The organism is Chromobacterium subtsugae (assembly GCF_035919665.1).
GTDB lineage: Bacteria > Pseudomonadota > Gammaproteobacteria > Burkholderiales > Chromobacteriaceae > Chromobacterium > Chromobacterium subtsugae.
Genome location: NZ_CP142381.1, coordinates 2,739,191 through 2,754,309, shown reverse-complemented (window position 1 = coordinate 2,754,309; position 15,119 = coordinate 2,739,191). Strand labels below are relative to the sequence as shown.

Annotated in this window: 13 protein-coding genes; all 13 read left to right on the top strand. The window is 69.5% G+C overall.

Annotation, left to right across the window (positions count from 1 at the left end):
- Nucleotides 1–167: 167 nt before the first annotated feature.
- The 13 genes from U6115_RS13195 to U6115_RS13135 all read left to right on the top strand — a co-directional run bounded on the left by U6115_RS13195 (nucleotide 168) and on the right by U6115_RS13135 (nucleotide 15,089).
- A complete protein-coding gene (locus U6115_RS13195) occupies nucleotides 168–539 on the top strand; it encodes a hypothetical protein (RefSeq protein ID WP_043572053.1) in 372 nt (123 codons plus the stop codon).
- 10 nt (nucleotides 540–549) lie between these two features.
- Nucleotides 550–3,132 carry a hypothetical protein gene (locus U6115_RS13190; RefSeq protein WP_043572054.1) on the top strand — a complete coding sequence of 861 codons (2,583 nt, stop codon included), beginning with the start codon at nucleotides 550–552 and terminating at the stop codon, nucleotides 3,130–3,132.
- A 113-nt stretch (nucleotides 3,133–3,245) separates the two neighbouring features.
- Nucleotides 3,246–4,580, top strand: coding sequence for a TcdA/TcdB catalytic glycosyltransferase domain-containing protein (locus tag U6115_RS13185; RefSeq protein WP_080770142.1), 1,335 nt, complete (start codon nucleotides 3,246–3,248; stop codon nucleotides 4,578–4,580).
- Nucleotides 4,581–4,695: 115 nt separating this feature from the next.
- A complete protein-coding gene (invF, locus tag U6115_RS13180; RefSeq protein WP_230623322.1) occupies nucleotides 4,696–5,463 on the top strand; it encodes an AraC family transcriptional regulator InvF in 768 nt (255 codons plus the stop codon).
- Nucleotides 5,460–7,169, top strand: a complete 1,710-nt coding sequence (gene sctC / locus U6115_RS13175; protein WP_043572059.1) for a type III secretion system outer membrane ring subunit SctC — start codon at nucleotides 5,460–5,462, stop codon at nucleotides 7,167–7,169. The genes invF and sctC overlap by 4 nt, the downstream gene beginning before the upstream one ends.
- Before the next feature lie 6 nt (nucleotides 7,170–7,175).
- Nucleotides 7,176–8,294, top strand: coding sequence for a YopN/LcrE/InvE/MxiC type III secretion system gatekeeper (locus tag U6115_RS13170; RefSeq protein ID WP_043572061.1), 1,119 nt, complete (start codon nucleotides 7,176–7,178; stop codon nucleotides 8,292–8,294).
- Nucleotides 8,295–8,336: 42 nt separating this feature from the next.
- Complete coding sequence (locus U6115_RS13165; protein ID WP_043572064.1) at nucleotides 8,337–10,382, top strand: EscV/YscV/HrcV family type III secretion system export apparatus protein; 2,046 nt, start codon at nucleotides 8,337–8,339, stop codon at nucleotides 10,380–10,382.
- 16 nt (nucleotides 10,383–10,398) lie between these two features.
- Complete coding sequence (gene spaK, locus U6115_RS13160; RefSeq protein WP_043572066.1) at nucleotides 10,399–10,806, top strand: SPI-1 type III secretion system chaperone SpaK; 408 nt, start codon at nucleotides 10,399–10,401, stop codon at nucleotides 10,804–10,806.
- Complete coding sequence (sctN, locus tag U6115_RS13155; protein ID WP_279625440.1) at nucleotides 10,785–12,092, top strand: type III secretion system ATPase SctN; 1,308 nt, start codon at nucleotides 10,785–10,787, stop codon at nucleotides 12,090–12,092. The genes spaK and sctN overlap by 22 nt, the downstream gene beginning before the upstream one ends.
- Nucleotides 12,076–12,531: a hypothetical protein gene (locus tag U6115_RS13150; RefSeq protein WP_047236240.1), complete on the top strand. Its 456-nt coding sequence runs from the start codon at nucleotides 12,076–12,078 to the stop codon at nucleotides 12,529–12,531. Before sctN ends, U6115_RS13150 begins: the two co-directional genes overlap by 17 nt.
- Entirely contained in the window at nucleotides 12,519–13,544 is a 1,026-nt protein-coding gene (locus tag U6115_RS13145) for a SpaN/EivJ family type III secretion system needle length determinant (protein ID WP_047236241.1), read from the top strand. Before U6115_RS13150 ends, U6115_RS13145 begins: the two co-directional genes overlap by 13 nt.
- The gene (locus tag U6115_RS13140) at nucleotides 13,544–14,440 is read left to right on the top strand and encodes a YscQ/HrcQ family type III secretion apparatus protein (protein WP_047257635.1); all 897 of its coding nucleotides are present in this window, start codon (nucleotides 13,544–13,546) and stop codon (nucleotides 14,438–14,440) included. Before U6115_RS13145 ends, U6115_RS13140 begins: the two co-directional genes overlap by 1 nt.
- The gene (locus tag U6115_RS13135) at nucleotides 14,430–15,089 is read left to right on the top strand and encodes an EscR/YscR/HrcR family type III secretion system export apparatus protein (protein WP_043572072.1); all 660 of its coding nucleotides are present in this window, start codon (nucleotides 14,430–14,432) and stop codon (nucleotides 15,087–15,089) included. Before U6115_RS13140 ends, U6115_RS13135 begins: the two co-directional genes overlap by 11 nt.
- Nucleotides 15,090–15,119: the final 30 nt, after the last annotated feature.

The following is a 15,119-nucleotide window of genomic DNA, read 5'->3' as shown; positions in this document are numbered from 1 at the left end:
TGCTTGCTACAAATGGGAAAAGTCTGAAAAACGACCGGGCGCGAAGGGCGTTTTATGCAAGTCGCGGCGCGCGGCCTGCGTTAATTTGACGCTGGGCCGCCTGCATGGATGCGGGACGCGCCGATCGCAAACTGTCGCCCGGGCCAAGCCGGGCAGGAGTCGAGAACATGGTGAATGGAGTGTCCGGGGCCGCCAGGCCGTATCCGTTGGCCGAAGCGCGGCAGGCGTCCCACGGCGCGGCGGCGTCCGGCCTGGCCCAGCGCTGCCGCGGCTGCGGCATGTCGCCGCAAGCGCGGCCCCAGCCGGCGATGGCCGGCAGCCAGGTCGGCGGTTTTCAATCTTGCCTGGACGGGCTGCGGCGCGATCTGGATGGCGCCGGCGCCATGCTGCGCCAGCTGTCCGGCGACGCCGGGCTTCCGTCGCGCCAGCAAGCGCAGGCGGGGCAGTTGGCGCAGCGGCTGGATGGCTTGAGCCAGGCGCTGGAACGGGGCAACCGGCTGGCGTTGGCGGCCAGCCTGATCGGCGCGCGCGGCGCCTGAGGAGAACACCATGCTGGATGCAATCGGCGCGAACGGCGCCGCCACGCTGCGCGGGTTTCGCGCATTGCCGGACGGCGAAGCCGCCCCGGCGGCGAACTTGGGGCGGGCGCTGCGCGGCGCGGCCGGCCGGCCGGAGAGGCGCGCGGCCATGCCGCGCGGGGCGGAGATCAAACTGGCGGATGCCGAACTGCGCCTGCAGCGCCAGGGCATGCGCGAGGTGCTGCGGGCGATGACGGACGAAGCGCGCCGCCTGGCCGAGCCCGCGCCGCGGCCGCGCTGGGCGGCGACGCTGCGGCTGGGGAATGCCAGCCATCGCCTGACGTCGGACAGCGTGGCCATTTTGCAGAACCTGCGCCAGGCGCTGCGCGAAGGCAGCGGCGACGCGCTGGACATCCGCGAATGCGCGAAGCTGTCGCTGCAACTGGAGAAGCTGGCGGAAAAATTGCCGGCCGACAGCCCGCTGGGCGAGCTGAGCCGCCGCCTGGCCTTGCAGGGGCAGGCCGCCTGGGCGCAGCTGGCGCGCGCCGATGTCGAACGGCAATTGCTGCCGCAGTTTTTGCGTTTCGATCAGCCGGGAGCGGCCAGCGAAAGGCATCTGGGCGTATCGGTGGGCGTCGGCATCGGCCTGGGCGAGGGCGGCCTCGGCGCCAAGGCGACGGTAGGCCTGGGCGCGAACCTGAGCCGCGGCATGGATAACGACGACGAGGGTTTCGTATTCCAGAACCGCGGCCATGCGGTATCGGTTCAGGCCGGGGTGAAGGCCGGCGTCGGCGCGGCCACGCTGTCGGGAGCGGCGGAAGGGCGGCGCCAGGTCACCCGCTTCACCGAATTCAACAGCGCCAAGGCATTTGTCCATCTGCGGGCCGAGCAACTGGGGCACGGTTCGCGCCGCGAAACGCTGGGCGTCAGCGCCCGAACCGTGGTGGGCGCGCTGATCCGGCTGTTCCGCCCCGGACACGGCAACGAGCTGCGCCATTACCACCGCTTGCAGCAACAGGCGGGCGATCAGCAGCAGCGGGTGGCGGTGCTGCTGGGCTGGCTGGGGCGGCGCGATGCTTCCGCCGCGCTGCCTGGCGCGCGGGTGCCGGTGTTGCCGGGCGGCGAATCGGTGGCTATCCGCGGCGCCGTCAGCGCGCGCGCGGCGGCGGCCGGCTTGAGCGCCGGCGTCGGCGCGGCGCTGGAGCGCATCGACATCCGGGCCGACGCGCTGACGCCGTTCTGGCAGGGCGTCGCGGCCGAAGCGGGCGCGGCGCGCGACCCAGTGGTGGCGGCGCAGCGGCTGGCCGGCATCGAGCAAAAGGCGCAGGCGCTGTTCGACCAAGTGGGCGACAAGCCGGGCGCGCGGCCGCTCAGCCGTTTGACCGGCGGGCTGCGGCTGGCGGATTGCCCGCCCGAGGCGTTGAAGTCGGCCGTCGGCCGGCTGGCGGCGGAGTTCGAGCATTTCTGCGCGGTGGCGCGGCAGCTGGATGCCGGCATCGGCCGCCGCGAAGGCGGCGCGCAGGTGGAAAAATCCATTCTGGCCAGCTGGCAGGGAAAAAGCCGCGAGGACGCGCTGGCGAACATGGCGCTGGCGCATGCCGCGCTGTTGCTGGCGGCGGGGCGGCGGGAGGGCGCGGACGATGCCCGCGCGGCCTTGTTGGAAGCCGCGCCCGGCTTGTACGCGCCGCCGATTCGCCATGACGCCGCGGCGCTGGCCGAGCGGGTGAGCTTCCGCGACACCCTGGCTCTGCAGATCCGCGACCGCAGCTACGCGCTGGACCTGGGCGGCGGCATCGGCCCGCTGGGGGTGAAGGCGGAAGCGTCCTTGACCGAGCGCGAACGGGTTCATCCCAATCCGGCGCGCGCCGGCAGCTACAAGGATGTGCGCGTCACCTTGTCCGGCAGCCTGGGCGACGCTGGCGCGCTGGACAAGCTGAAGGACGCGCTGCTGGCGCAACTGGCGCCGCATGGCCTGGCCGATCAGCTGCCGGCGGCGTTGGCGGGCGCGCAGTCGCAATTGAGCGCGCAGACCGGCGCGGGCGTCACGCTGCTGCTGCGCTTCTACCAGCCGCAATACCAGCGCCAGGCCGACTTCCCGGCCGCAGCCGCCGGCTACCGGCTGCAACTGGCCAGGGTGAGCGCCAGCGTGGACGGTTCGGCCGCGCTGTCCGGCGGCGTGCCGTTGCAGCCGGGCGTGTCGCTGGAGCTGGGTTTGAGCGCCGGAGCGTCCTCAAGCGCGGTGTTGCATGAGCGTTGGGGCGACAACAGCCTGAGCGCGCCGATGATGCATTATCTACACCTGCAGGCGGTGGGCGAGCCCGAGCGCTGGCCGGCGCTGCGCGAGTCGCAGCGGGAGGCGCTGTCGGGCCTGTTCCGGCAACTGGCCGACGACGGCGCCGCCGTGCATCAAGAGGCGGGGTATTTTCTGGCGCGCCAGCCGCAAGACGGCTTCGGCGAGCGCTTCTTCGCCGCGATGCGCGCCTTCGCCTCCGGCTCGGGCGGCTTCGACGCGGCAGGCGCGGCGCTGGAAGCCCTGCTGCAGCGGCAATACCCGCTGTGGCAGGCGGACAAGCTGTCCTTCCCCGGCCTGGTGGAGCTGCCGCTGCCGGCGTGAGCGAACCGCCATGATGGTTTTGCCGGCCCGCTTGAGCGCTTTTTGTAAGCGCCGGCGGGCCGGCTGTATTCCAATATTCCTGGTCAGTTCGTTGATCCCAACCAGGAGCCGTCATGCACATTTCCAGTCTTCAACCATCCCGTCCGTTGTCTTCTTCGTCCGCAGCCGATCAGGCCCAAGCTGTCCGCAGCTTTGCCCAGGTTTACGACAAGGCCGACTTCAAGCCGGTGCCGAATCAGATCCACATGGTGTGGGTGGGGTCGCAACCCGGCCAGACCCAGCAGGACTACCTGCGCCAATGGGCGGCCAAGAATCCGGGCTCTGAAGTCAATCTGTGGGTGGATTCCAAGCAGTTCGGCGCCTACGCCGCCAACCGCGAGGTGCGCCAGCAGGTGGACAAGCTGTTCCCCGATGCCGGCGCCTTCCAGGCGGAAAAGCTGTTCCGCGGCCTGTTCAGCCAGTTGGCCGCCACGCTGGGCAAGGAAGACGGCGCCTTGGGGCGCGCCGCGCAGAAGCAGGCGCTGAGCGAATTGAACAAGGAATTGGCGGCGTCGGGGAATGAGGCCTGGCGCGAGGCGCTGCTGCCGCAGGGCGGCAAGGTGACCGGCGACAATGCCGCCGCCGCGCTGGATGCCTTCCGCCAATTGGTTCGCGGCAACGACGAGAAATTCCTGTTGGCCGACCGCCTGATCCTGGACCAGACCGTCAAGGCCTGGGACCGCTGCGCCGCCGGCGCCGAGCGCGACGTCGCCGCGCTGGAGCGCCTGCAGGCCGGCTTCGCCGACGCGCCCAATGTGAAAGTGCGCGACCTGAGCCATGCCGGCGATATCCAGCTGCGCAACCGCGACGCCTACCAGCATGAAATCATCGGCCGCAACGGCGCGTATCCGGCGGCGTCGGACATCGCCCGCTATGAAATTCTGCACAACTACGGCGGGGTGTACGCCGATATCGACCTGGAGTGCACGCAGCCCTTGGCCGGCGCGTTGTCCGCCCACCCGGACCTGATGCTGGTGGGTCTGGCCGAAGGCAAGCGCGAGGCCAGCGGCAGCGCCACCCCGTATTTCGCCAACGCGCTGCTGGCCAGCCACCCCGGCAGCAAGATGCTGGACGGCTTCATCGACAAGATCGGCCGAGACTACCAGCAGATGAAGGGCGCGGAATTCGCCGGCGACCGTTACTTCAGCCGCGCCAACAAGAGCACCATCGAAGGCACCGGCCCCAACGCGCTGCGCGGCCATGTCGACGCCGTGCTGCGCGAAGCCGAGGGCCGGCCGGAAGCCGCGCGCGGCGACGCGCAATCGCTGGCGGAGCGCATCTGGAGCCAGGACGACACCCGCAACCATGATTTCTGGGCGGCGATGGACTCCCACTTCCGTTTCCCCGACGGCTTGGTCAACTTCGAAACCGAAGAGCAGCAGCAAAGCGCGACCAAGGGCATGGCCTGATGGACGCCGGCCGGGCAATGTCGGCCCGGCCATCAGATTCGCATCAGGATTCGCCCGGGACGCTGGGCGAAACTGTCCGTCATCCAAGCACGAGCCCGCAAGCGGGCATGGACCGATGACAGATAACGATGTGTTGAATCCGCTGGAAACATTGGGCGCGGCCGCCAGTCGCGGCGTGGCGTCCCAGGAGGCCTGGCTGTTGCAACCGCGGGAGGGCCGGGCCGCGCGCCTGGCCCTGGACTGGGCATCGGGCGGCGAGATGCTGGAGCTGCCCGCCGGCTGGCGCGGCCTGCTGCTGCTGGACCGGCTGGAGCTGACCGTGCTGGACGGCGGCGTGAGCTTCCAGCCTATGCGGCTCGAGGCGCTGACCAAGCTGCTGTCCTTCGTCGACGAGGCGCGGGACGCCGAGCAGCAGGCCAGCGAATGCCGTTGCGCGCTGCTGCCGTTGGGCGAGGACGAAGTCTGGACCGACCGCCGCGGCTGCGAGTACTGGTTTTTGCGCCAGGTGCTGGCGCCGTCCGAGCCGTTCCAGGCGCTGTTGTCCTTGCTCAGGCGCAGCGAAAGCTACTGGCTGGTGCGCTTCCTGCTGGCGCAGTCCGAGCGCGGCGACAAGCTGCAAGAGCTGGGCGAACGCTACGGCGTGTCCTACTCGCACTTTCGCCGCCTGTGCCGCAATGCGCTGGGCGGCGCGGCCAAGACCGAGCTGCGCGACTGGCGGATGGCCCGCTCGTTGCTGGACGTGGTGGAGGGGCGGGACAGCCTGACCCAGGTGGCGCTCAAGCACGGCTATGCGTCGTCATCGCATTTTTCCAATGAAATCAAGGGACTGATCGGCGTTTCTCCGCGTGGGTTGTCCAATATCATCCAGTTGGCCACCAAATGAACAAGTCTCTTTTGCTCGCAGCCTGTCTGGGCTGCGCCCTGTCGTTGCCGCCGGCCAGCGCCCTGGCCGCGCCGCCGGCCGAACGCGCCGGCGAGGATGCCGGCTATGTCGCCAGGAAAGACAGCCTGCGCGCCTTTTTCGACGCGCTGTCATCGCGGCTGAAGAAGCCGGTGATCGTCAGCAAGCTGGCGGCGCGCAAGCAAGTCAGCGGCGATTTCGACCTTTCCAGCCCGCAGGCGCTGCTGGAAAAGATGTCGCAGCAGCTGGGGCTGATCTGGTACCACGACGGCCAGGCCATCTATGTTTATGACGCCAGCGAAACCCGCAGCGCGGTGCTGTCGCTGCGCAACGTGACCTTGTCCGCTTTCAACGATTTCCTGCGCAAGTCCGGCCTGTACGACAAGCGCTACCCGCTGCGCGGCGACGGCCGCAGCGGCACCTTCTACGTGTCCGGCCCGCCGGTGTTCGTCGACCTGGTGAGCAGCGCGGCGGCGATGATGGACAAGCAGAGCGACGGCCTGGACCTGGGCCGGCAGAAGATAGGCGTGGTGAAGCTGAACAACACCTTCGTCAGCGACCGCAATTACGAGCTGCGCGATCAGAAAATCTCCATCCCCGGCATGGCCACGGTGATAGAAAAGCTGCTGGAGGGCGAACAGAAGCCGGTGCGCGACGTGGCGGCCGCGCCGCCGGCCCGCCGCGGCGACATCCCGCCCATGCCCGACTTTCCCGGCGCGGCCGACCTGAAGCCGCCGCCGTACGCGGCCGGGCTCAGCCTGCCGGAGGCGCTGAAGCAGGAAGCCGCCGCCGGCGACATCCGGGTGATCGCCTATCCGGACACCAACAGCCTGCTGGTTAAGGGCACCGCCGAGCAGGTGCGCTTCATCGAGAGCCTGGCGCAGGCGCTGGACGTGGCCAAGCGCCATGTCGAGCTGTCGTTGTGGATCATAGACATGCAGAAGGACGACCTGGACCAGTTGGGCGTCAACTGGAACGGCAGCGTCAGCGTCGGCAACAAGCTGGGCGTGGCCTTCAACCAGTCCGGCTCGCTGAGCACGCTGGACGGCACCCGCTTCATCGCCTCGGTGATGGCGCTGTCGCGCGACAACAAGGCCAATGTGGTGTCGCGCCCGGTGGTGCTGACCCAGGAAAACGTGCCGGCCATCTTCGACAACAACCGCACCTTCTACGCCAAGCTGGTGGGCGAGCGCAGCGTCGATCTGCAGCATGTCACTTACGGCACGCTGGTCAGCGTGCTGCCGCGCTTCGCCGCCGACGGCCAGATCGAGATGTCGCTGAACATAGAAGACGGCCGCGAAACCCGCGCGCCGGACTATTCGCAGGACAACAAGGACGCCGGCCTGCCGGAAGTGGGCCGCACCCGCATCAGCACCGTGGCGCGCGTGCCGCAGGGCAAAAGCCTGCTGATAGGCGGCTACACCCGCGACGCCAGCGACAAGGAGCAAGCCAAAGTGCCCTTGTTGGGCGACTTGCCGCTGCTGGGCGGCCTGTTCCGCTATCAGCGCAGCAACCAGTCCAACACGGTGCGGGTATTCCTGATCCAGCCGCGCGAGATAGACGAGCCGCTGATGCCGGACGCCAGCGATCTGTCGGGCGGACTGCCCGGCGGCGCCGGCGTCGATGCCGACCCGCTGCAGCAATGGGTGCGCGGCTATCTGGACCGCGAACAACGGAACGGCGGCTAGACGGCGATGGAAATCAACCACCGCGCGGTGTTCAGCATAGGCCTGCGCTCCCCCAAGCAGCAGGCCCGGCAAGAAGCGCAGCGCGACGCCGTGCGCCAGAGCGAGGCGAGGCAGGCCGAGGCGCAGCAGGCGGCGGAGGACGCCAGCCCGGCGGCCGAGCTGCAGCGCTTCGCGCAGTCCAGCGATGAGATGGCGGCGGCGCTGACGATGTTCCGCAACCGCCGCGACTACGACAAGAAGCAGGGCGGCCTCGCCGACAGCTTCGAGCGGGTGCTGGACGAAGAGGCGCTGCCCAAGTCGCGCCAGCTGCTGCAAGTGGCCAAGGCGCACGGGCTGACGGCGGAAGAGCTGCTGCGCCAGGCGCGCGCGCTGTTTCCCGACGACAGCGACCTGGCGCTGGTGCTGCGCGAGCTGCTGCGCCGCCACCAGCTGGACGAGGTGGAACGCAAGCGGCTGAAGGCGCTGCTCAAGCAGGTGGAGGAGCAGGCCGCGCCGCGGCCGTTCAAGGCCGGCATCAATTGCGCGTTGAAGGCGCGGCTGTTCGGCAAGGCGCTGGACCTCAGCCCCGGCCTGCTGCGCGCCAGCTACCGGCAGTTTCTGGAGAGCGACGCCCCCGAGGCGGAAATCTACCAGGACTGGGTGGCCAGCTACGGCTGCCAGCGGCGCGCGGCGGTGCTGGATTTCATCGAGGGCGCGCTGCTGGCCGACATCGACGCGCAAGACCCCAGCTGTTCCGGGCTGGAGTTCGGCCGCCTGCTGGGCCGGCTCAGCCAGCTCAAGGCGCTGCGCTCGGCCGACGCGCTGTTCGTCGGCCGGATGCTGGCCAACCCGCTGGCGCGCCGCTTCAATCCCGCCGAAGCCGACTGGCTGCTGTTGCTGCTGTCGCTGCTGCAGCAGCCGCAAGACGTCGACGCGCTGCTGGCCGACACGGTGGGCGAGGCCGCGCTGCTCAGCCGCCACGCCGATCATTCCGCGCTGTTGCAAACGCTGTACCAGGCCTGCAAGGCGTTGCCCCCCGGCCTGTTCGCCGACGAAGCCTGGCAGCCGGCGCTGCTGGAGGAGTTCCGCCGGCTGGCCGGCGTCGCCTACCGCCGCGAACTGGCGGAAAAACGGCGCGAAAGTTAACCGCCCGGCGCGCCGCGCCGGCTTACCCTGGATGGAGCCCTGGTGTTGAATTCCTTGCTGAACGGCGCGCGCACGCGGCCGGAACTGCTGATCTTGCTGTTGATGGTGATGATCATCGCGATGCTGATCATCCCGCTGCCCACCTATCTGGTGGACTTCCTGATCGGCCTGAACATCGTGCTGGCGGTGCTGGTGTTCATGGGCTCGTTCTATATCGACCGCATCCTCAGCTTTTCCACCTTTCCGTCGGTGCTGCTGATCACCACACTGTTCCGCCTGGCGCTGTCGATCAGCACCAGCCGGCTGATCCTGATCGAGGCCGACGCCGGCGAGATCATCGCCACCTTCGGCCAGTTCGTGATCGGCGACAGCCTGGCGGTGGGCTTCGTGGTGTTCTCCATCGTCACCGTGGTGCAGTTCATCGTCATCACCAAGGGCTCGGAACGGGTGGCCGAAGTGGCGGCGCGCTTCTCGCTGGACGGCATGCCCGGCAAGCAGATGAGCATAGACGCCGACCTCAAGGCCGGCATCATCGACGCCGACGGCGCGCGCGAGCGCCGCAGCGTGCTGGAGCGCGAAAGCCAGCTGTACGGCTCTTTCGACGGCGCGATGAAGTTCATCAAGGGCGACGCCATCGCCGGCATCATCATCATCTTCGTCAACTTCATCGGCGGCATCGCCGTCGGCATGAGCCAGCACGGCATGGACCTGTCCACCGCGCTGTCCACCTACACCATGCTGACCATAGGCGACGGCCTGGTCGCGCAGATTCCGGCGCTCTTGATCGCCATCAGCGCCGGCTTCATCGTCACCCGCGTCAACGGCGACGGCGACAATATGGGCCGCAGCATCATGAGCCAACTGCTGGGCAACCCCTTCGTGTTGGCGGTGACCGCGGTGCTGGCGCTGGCGGTGGGCATGCTGCCCGGCTTTCCGCTGCCGGTGTTCCTGGTGCTGGCGGCGGCGCTGGGCGGCTTGTTTTACTACAAGCGGCGCCAGGCCCGCGCGGCAGGCGGCAAGGCCGCTCCGGCCGCCAGCGGCGGAGCCGAGCCGACGCCAGCCGCCCGCGAGGGCGGCCTGGGCCTGATCGGCAACCTGGACAAGGTGGCGGCGGAAACCGTGCCGCTGATCCTGCTGCTGCCGAAAAGCCGGCTCGCCGCGCTGGAGGCGGCGCAACTGGCCGAGCGCCTGCGCAGCCAGTTTTTCATCGACTACGGCGTGCGCCTGCCGGACATGCTGCTGCGCGGCAACGACAAGCTGCCGGACAACCGCGTGGCGGTGCTGATCAACGAGATCCGCGCCGACGAGTTCGCCATCCATTTCGACCTGCAGCGGGTGGTCAACTACTCCGACGAGGTGGAAACGCTGGGCATGCAGCCGCTGCTGGCCGACGGCCAGGCCTGGGTGGCGCCGGCCGACGGCGACAAGCTCGCCACGCTGGGCTACCAGCTGCGCGCCGCGCCGGACGAGCTCTACCACTGCCTGGCCGCGCTGCTGGCGCGCCACGTCAACGAATACTTCGGCGTGCAGGAAACCAAACACATGCTGGACCAGCTGGAAGGCAAATACCCCGACCTGCTGAAGGAAGTGCTGCGCCACGCCACCGTGCAGCGCATCGCCGAGGTGCTGCAGCGGCTGCTGGCCGAGCGCATTTCGGTGCGCAACATGAAGCTGATCATGGAGGCGCTGGCGCTGTGGGCGCCGCGCGAGAAGGACGTGATCAACCTGGTGGAGCACGTGCGCGGCGCGCTGGCGCGCTACATCTGCCACAAGTTCGCCAGCGGCGGCGAGTTGCGCGCGGTGATGGTGTCGGCCGAAGTGGAAGACCTGGTGCGAAAAGGCGTGCGCCAAACCTCGGCCGGCGCCTTTCTCAACCTGGAGCCGGCGGCGTCTGACGAACTGATGGACCTGTTCGCGCTGGGCCTGGACGGCCTGGGCGTGGCGCACCGCGACATGGTGCTGCTGGCCTCGGTGGACGTGCGCCGCTTCATCAAGAAACTGGTCGAAACCCGCTTCCGCGAGCTGGAAGTGGTGTCGTTCGGCGAAATCGCCGACAGCGTGTCGGTGAACGTGCTCAAAACCATCTAATAGAGGAGGCAAGCTTATGTTCGCACTGGATATCGCCCAACTGGTCCGCTCGGCGCTGCGGGAAAGCGGCTGCGACCCGGCCATGCTGGGCGAGCTGGACAACCATTCCACCATCGCGTTGGACCTGCATGAGCTGCCCAGCATCCACGTCGGCGCGCAGGACGCCGAGGTCTGGCTGTGGGCGCGCCTGACCGAGCACGGCGAAGCGGCGCTGGCGCAGCGCGGCGGCGACCTGCTGCAAGAGCTGCTGCAAGGCTGCGGCTACGCCCGCGGCGGCCAATTGCAGCTGGCGTTGAACGACGGCGCGCTGGAGCTGAAGGCGTTGGTCAATCCGGAATTCCTCGCCGACGGCGCGCGTTTTTCCGAGGCGCTGAACGGCTTCTTCGACAGCCTGGAGCGTTTTTGCGAGTTCACGCTGCGATGAAGCCGCCGCGCCTGCTGCGCCGGCTGGCCAACCCGCAGCGCCTGTCCGGCCCCATTCTGGAAGCCGCCTTGCCCGGCGTGGCGATAGGCGAGCTGTGCGACATCCGCCGCGGCTGGCAGGACCGCGAGGTTGTGGCGCGCGCCCAGGTGGTGGGCTTCCAGCGCGAGCGCGCGGTGCTCAGCCTGATCGGCGCCGCTCGCGGCCTGTCGCGCGAGGCGGTGCTGGCCCCTAGCGGCCGCGCGATGTCGGCCTGGGTGGGCGAGGCGGCGCTGGGCGCGGTGCTGGACCCGACAGGGCGGATCGTCGAACGCTTCGCGCCGGCCGAGGGCGCCGGCGGCGAAGAACGCGCCATCGACGCCGACCCGCCGCCGTATTCGCAGCGGGTGGGCATACGCCAGCCGCTGGCCACCGGCGTGCGCGCGATAGACGGCTTGCTGACCTGCGGCGTCGGCCAGCGCGTCGGCATCTTCGCCGCCGCCGGCTGCGGCAAGACCATGCTGATGCACATGCTGATCGAACAGGGCGACGCCGACGTGTTCGTGATCGGCCTGATCGGCGAGCGCGGCCGCGAGGTGACCGAGTTCGCCGAATCGCTGCGCGCCTCGCCGCGGCGCGGGCGCTGCGTGCTGGTATACGCGACGTCCGACTTTTCCTCGGTGGACCGCTGCAACGCCGCGCTGCTGGCCACCACGGTGGCGGAACATTTCCGCGACCAGGGCAAGAAAGTGATGCTGTTCGTCGATTCGATGACGCGCTACGCCCGCGCGCTGCGCGACGTGGCGCTGGCGGCGGGCGAGCCGCCGGCCCGCCGCGGCTATCCGGCCTCGGTGTTCGACAGCCTGCCGCGCCTCTTGGAGCGGCCGGGCGCCACCCGCGGCGGCAGCATCACCGCCTTTTACACCGTATTGCTGGAGAGCGACGACGAGCCGGACCCGATGGCTGACGAGATCCGCTCCATCCTGGACGGCCACATCTATCTGAGCCGCAAGCTGGCCGGCCAGGGCCATTACCCGGCGATAGACGCGCTCAGGAGCGCCAGCCGGGTGGCGGGCCAGGTGACGGACGCAGACCACCGGCGCAGCGCCGCTGCGGTGCGCGGCCTGATGGCCAGGCTGGAGGAGCTGCAGGTGTTTCTGGACCTGGGCGAATACCGGCCAGGCGAAAACGCCGACAACGACCGGGCGCTGGCCGCGCGCGCGCCGCTGCAGCGCTGGCTGCGCCAGGGCGTGGACGAAAGCTCGCCGCTGGCGGACACCCTGGCGGGCCTGCATGCGCTCGCCGATTGAGCTGGGGCCGCTGTTGTCGCGTTGCCAGGCCGAACAGCGGCGCTGCGACAGCGAACTGGCGCAGCTGGCGCGGGAGGACGGGCAACTGGAAGCGCGCCAGCGCGATCTGGACGGCCAGGGCGAAGGCCTGCGCCGGCTGCTGCTGGCGCAGCGCCCAGCCGGCGCGGCCTTGGACCGCGGCCAGCTGTTCGCGCTGCTGCGCAAGCAGGCGGTGCTGCGCCGCCAGCTGCAAAACCTGGACTTGCAGCGGGAGCAGGCGCGCGAACAGCGGCTGCAGCTGGCGGAGCGGCGCGAGCGGCAGGCGGCGCTGCGCCGCCAGTGGCTGCGCAAGGAAGAAAAATACCAACGCTGGATGCAGCTGCAACGCCGGCGCCGGCGCTTGCTGGGCTTGCGTCAGGAAGAAATCGAACAAGAGGAGATGACGACATGGCAAGCGTGATGCCGACAAGCGCGCCGGCGGCGATGGCGCCGGCCCAGCAAGCGGAAGCCGAGGGCGTGGCGGGCGCGTTCGCGCGGCAGGCCGGCCGGCTGGCGCGGGACGAAACGGGGGGCGAGCGCGACAAGGACAAGGACGCGTTGCCTGAAACCGGCGTTTTCGCGCTGTTGCCGCCGGCGTTGCCGCCGCTCGGCCTGCCGGCGCATGGCCGCCGCGCCGCCGACGTTCAGCCTGCCGTGGCGGGCATGAAGGCGGCGAGCGGAGCGGTGGAGAAAGAGGCGCGCCGCGACGGTGGCCGCGCATCGCTGGAGCAGGCGCTCGCCGCGGCGGCGAAAGCCGCCGCCCATGCCGGCGCGGCCGCGCCGCAGCCGGGCCTGAAACCGCGCGGCAAGGAGGCCAGCGGTCCGGCCGCGCATGGCGAGGGTGGCCTGAAGGAGAAGGCGCAGCCTGCGCTGCCCGCCGCGCCGCTGGCCGAACCGTGGCGGCTTGGGCCCTTGTCGCACGAGCACTTGCGCGCGGCTTTGCCCGCCGCAGCCGGCATGCCGCCCAGCCCGCCGCAGAGCCCCTTGTCTGACCTGCCGGCAGTCCCGTCGCTTGGCCGGCTGAAGGATGAGCCGCACAAGCCGGTTGCGGCTGAAGCGTCGGCGCAGCCGGCCAGCCTGCCCGCCGCGCCGCGGAAAGAGGCGGAAGCAGGTCTGCCGCCGCGGGCGGAAACGCCTCGGCCGCAAACGCCGGGCATGGAGCGCCAGCCGCCGCAACCAGCCGCGGCGGCGGAGCCGCAAGCCGGCCTGACCTATCGCTTCCAGCGCTGGGGCGGCGAGCATTCGGTCAATGTGCAGTTGCCGTCCGGGCCGGGCGCCGCGCAGCTGACGCTGCAGCCGTCCGACAGCCTGGTGCAGCAGCGCCTGAGCGAGCAGTGGCAGCATGGCGACCCGCAGCGCTGGGAGCTGGCGCGGGACGGCGGCGAGCGCCAGCGCCGCGACGGCCGCCAGCCTGAGCCGGAGGAGGACGCGTGATGTTGAAACTGCGGCGAGTGGAGGGCGAAACGCTGGCCTTGCGCCAGGCGGCCGAAATCTGGGCCGGCCAGGGCTGGGAGGCGGAGATCGCCTATCCGCCGCGCCATGGCCGCTGGCTGGAAGTGGCGGACGAGGACGGGCGCTGGCAGGGCTGGCTGGAGCCGCGCGCCTGGCTCGAGAGCATGGCGCCGGATCTGGCGGTGCTGGCCAGCGGCGCTGGCGCGGAGCGGCAGGCCGGACGCCTGATCGCCGCCAGCCCCGCGCCGCTGCATTGGCCTATGCCAGATCTGCCGCGCGGACGGCTGCGCGCCGGCGCGGAACGGGATGGCGGCGAACTGCCGCAGCGGCCGCTGTTGCGGGTGGCCACGCCGCAAGGGCCGGTATGGCTGGCCAGGGTGGAAGCGCCGCGGCCCGCCGCCATGCCGGCGAGGCGTTTCGACTGGCTGTCTGCGCCGCTGGCTTTCGGCCTGGGGCATAGCCACATCAGCCAAGCCCTGCTGCGCAGCGTGCGCGGCGGCGATGTGCTGCTGGTCCAGCAAACGGCGTCCCTGGTGGCCTGCCATGGCAGGACGGTGGGGCGTTATCAACGATCCGATGAAGGAATCATCATGGAATGGCAAATGGAAGAGGCGGCGGAGCGGGATGAGCCGGCGCTGGCCGATATCGAACAATTGCCGGTGCGGCTGGAGTTCGTCTTGCAGCAAAGCCGGGTGACGCTGGCCGAATTGCGGCAGCTGTGCCAGGGCCGGCTGCTGCCGTTGCAGGCCGGCGCCGAGCGCCAGGTGGAGGTGCGCGCCAACGGCGCCTTGCTGGGCCGCGGCGAGCTGGTGCAACTGGATGGGCAGCTGGGCGTGGAAGTGACGCAGTGGCGGGACGGGCCGGACGATGTCGAATGATATTTCGCTGATCGCGCTGCTGGCGTTTTCCACGCTGCTGCCGTTCCTGATCGCGTCGGGCACCTGCTTCATCAAGTTCTCCATCGTGTTCGTGATGGTGCGCAACGCGCTGGGCCTGCAGCAGGTGCCGTCCAATATGACGCTCAACGGCATCGCGCTGATGCTGTCGATGTTCGTGATGCTACCCGTCGCGCAGCAGGCTTACGGTTATTACCAGGAAGAGCGAGTCAGCTTCACCAGCGTGGAGTCGGTGAGCAACTTCGTCGAAAACGGCCTGGACGGCTACCGCGCGTATCTGCAGAAGTATTCTGACCCGGAACTGACCCGTTTCTTCGAGAAGGCGCAGGTCGACCGCGCCGAGCGCGAAACCGGCAGCGCCGCGGCGGACGAACAGCCATCCATCTTCGCCTTGCTGCCGGCCTACGCGCTCAGCGAGATCAAGAGCGCGTTCAAGATCGGTTTTTACCTGTACCTGCCCTTCGTTGTGGTGGACCTGGTGATCTCCAGCATCCTGCTGGCGCTGGGGATGATGATGATGAGCCCGGTGACGATATCGGTGCCGATCAAGCTGGTGCTGTTCGTGGCGCTGGACGGCTGGACGCTGTTGTCCAAGGGCCTAGTGCTGCAATACCTGGACCTGGCGACGTAGCGGGCGCCGGGGCGGCGGCAAATGGCGCTA

Bases quoted from the DNA above. Each gene is read 5' to 3' on its own strand.
- U6115_RS13195 (WP_043572053.1), top strand. From the start codon at position 168: ATGGTGAATGGAGTGTCCGGGGCCGCCAGGCCGTATCCGTTGGCCGAA.
- U6115_RS13190 (WP_043572054.1), top strand. From the start codon at position 550: ATGCTGGATGCAATCGGCGCGAACGGCGCCGCCACGCTGCGCGGGTTT.
- U6115_RS13185 (WP_080770142.1), top strand. From the start codon at position 3,246: ATGCACATTTCCAGTCTTCAACCATCCCGTCCGTTGTCTTCTTCGTCC.
- invF (WP_230623322.1), top strand. From the start codon at position 4,696: ATGACAGATAACGATGTGTTGAATCCGCTGGAAACATTGGGCGCGGCC.
- sctC (WP_043572059.1), top strand. From the start codon at position 5,460: ATGAACAAGTCTCTTTTGCTCGCAGCCTGTCTGGGCTGCGCCCTGTCG.
- U6115_RS13170 (WP_043572061.1), top strand. From the start codon at position 7,176: ATGGAAATCAACCACCGCGCGGTGTTCAGCATAGGCCTGCGCTCCCCC.
- spaK (WP_043572066.1), top strand. From the start codon at position 10,399: ATGTTCGCACTGGATATCGCCCAACTGGTCCGCTCGGCGCTGCGGGAA.
- U6115_RS13150 (WP_047236240.1), top strand. From the start codon at position 12,076: ATGCGCTCGCCGATTGAGCTGGGGCCGCTGTTGTCGCGTTGCCAGGCC.
- U6115_RS13145 (WP_047236241.1), top strand. From the start codon at position 12,519: ATGGCAAGCGTGATGCCGACAAGCGCGCCGGCGGCGATGGCGCCGGCC.
- U6115_RS13140 (WP_047257635.1), top strand. From the start codon at position 13,544: ATGTTGAAACTGCGGCGAGTGGAGGGCGAAACGCTGGCCTTGCGCCAG.
- U6115_RS13135 (WP_043572072.1), top strand. From the start codon at position 14,430: ATGTCGAATGATATTTCGCTGATCGCGCTGCTGGCGTTTTCCACGCTG.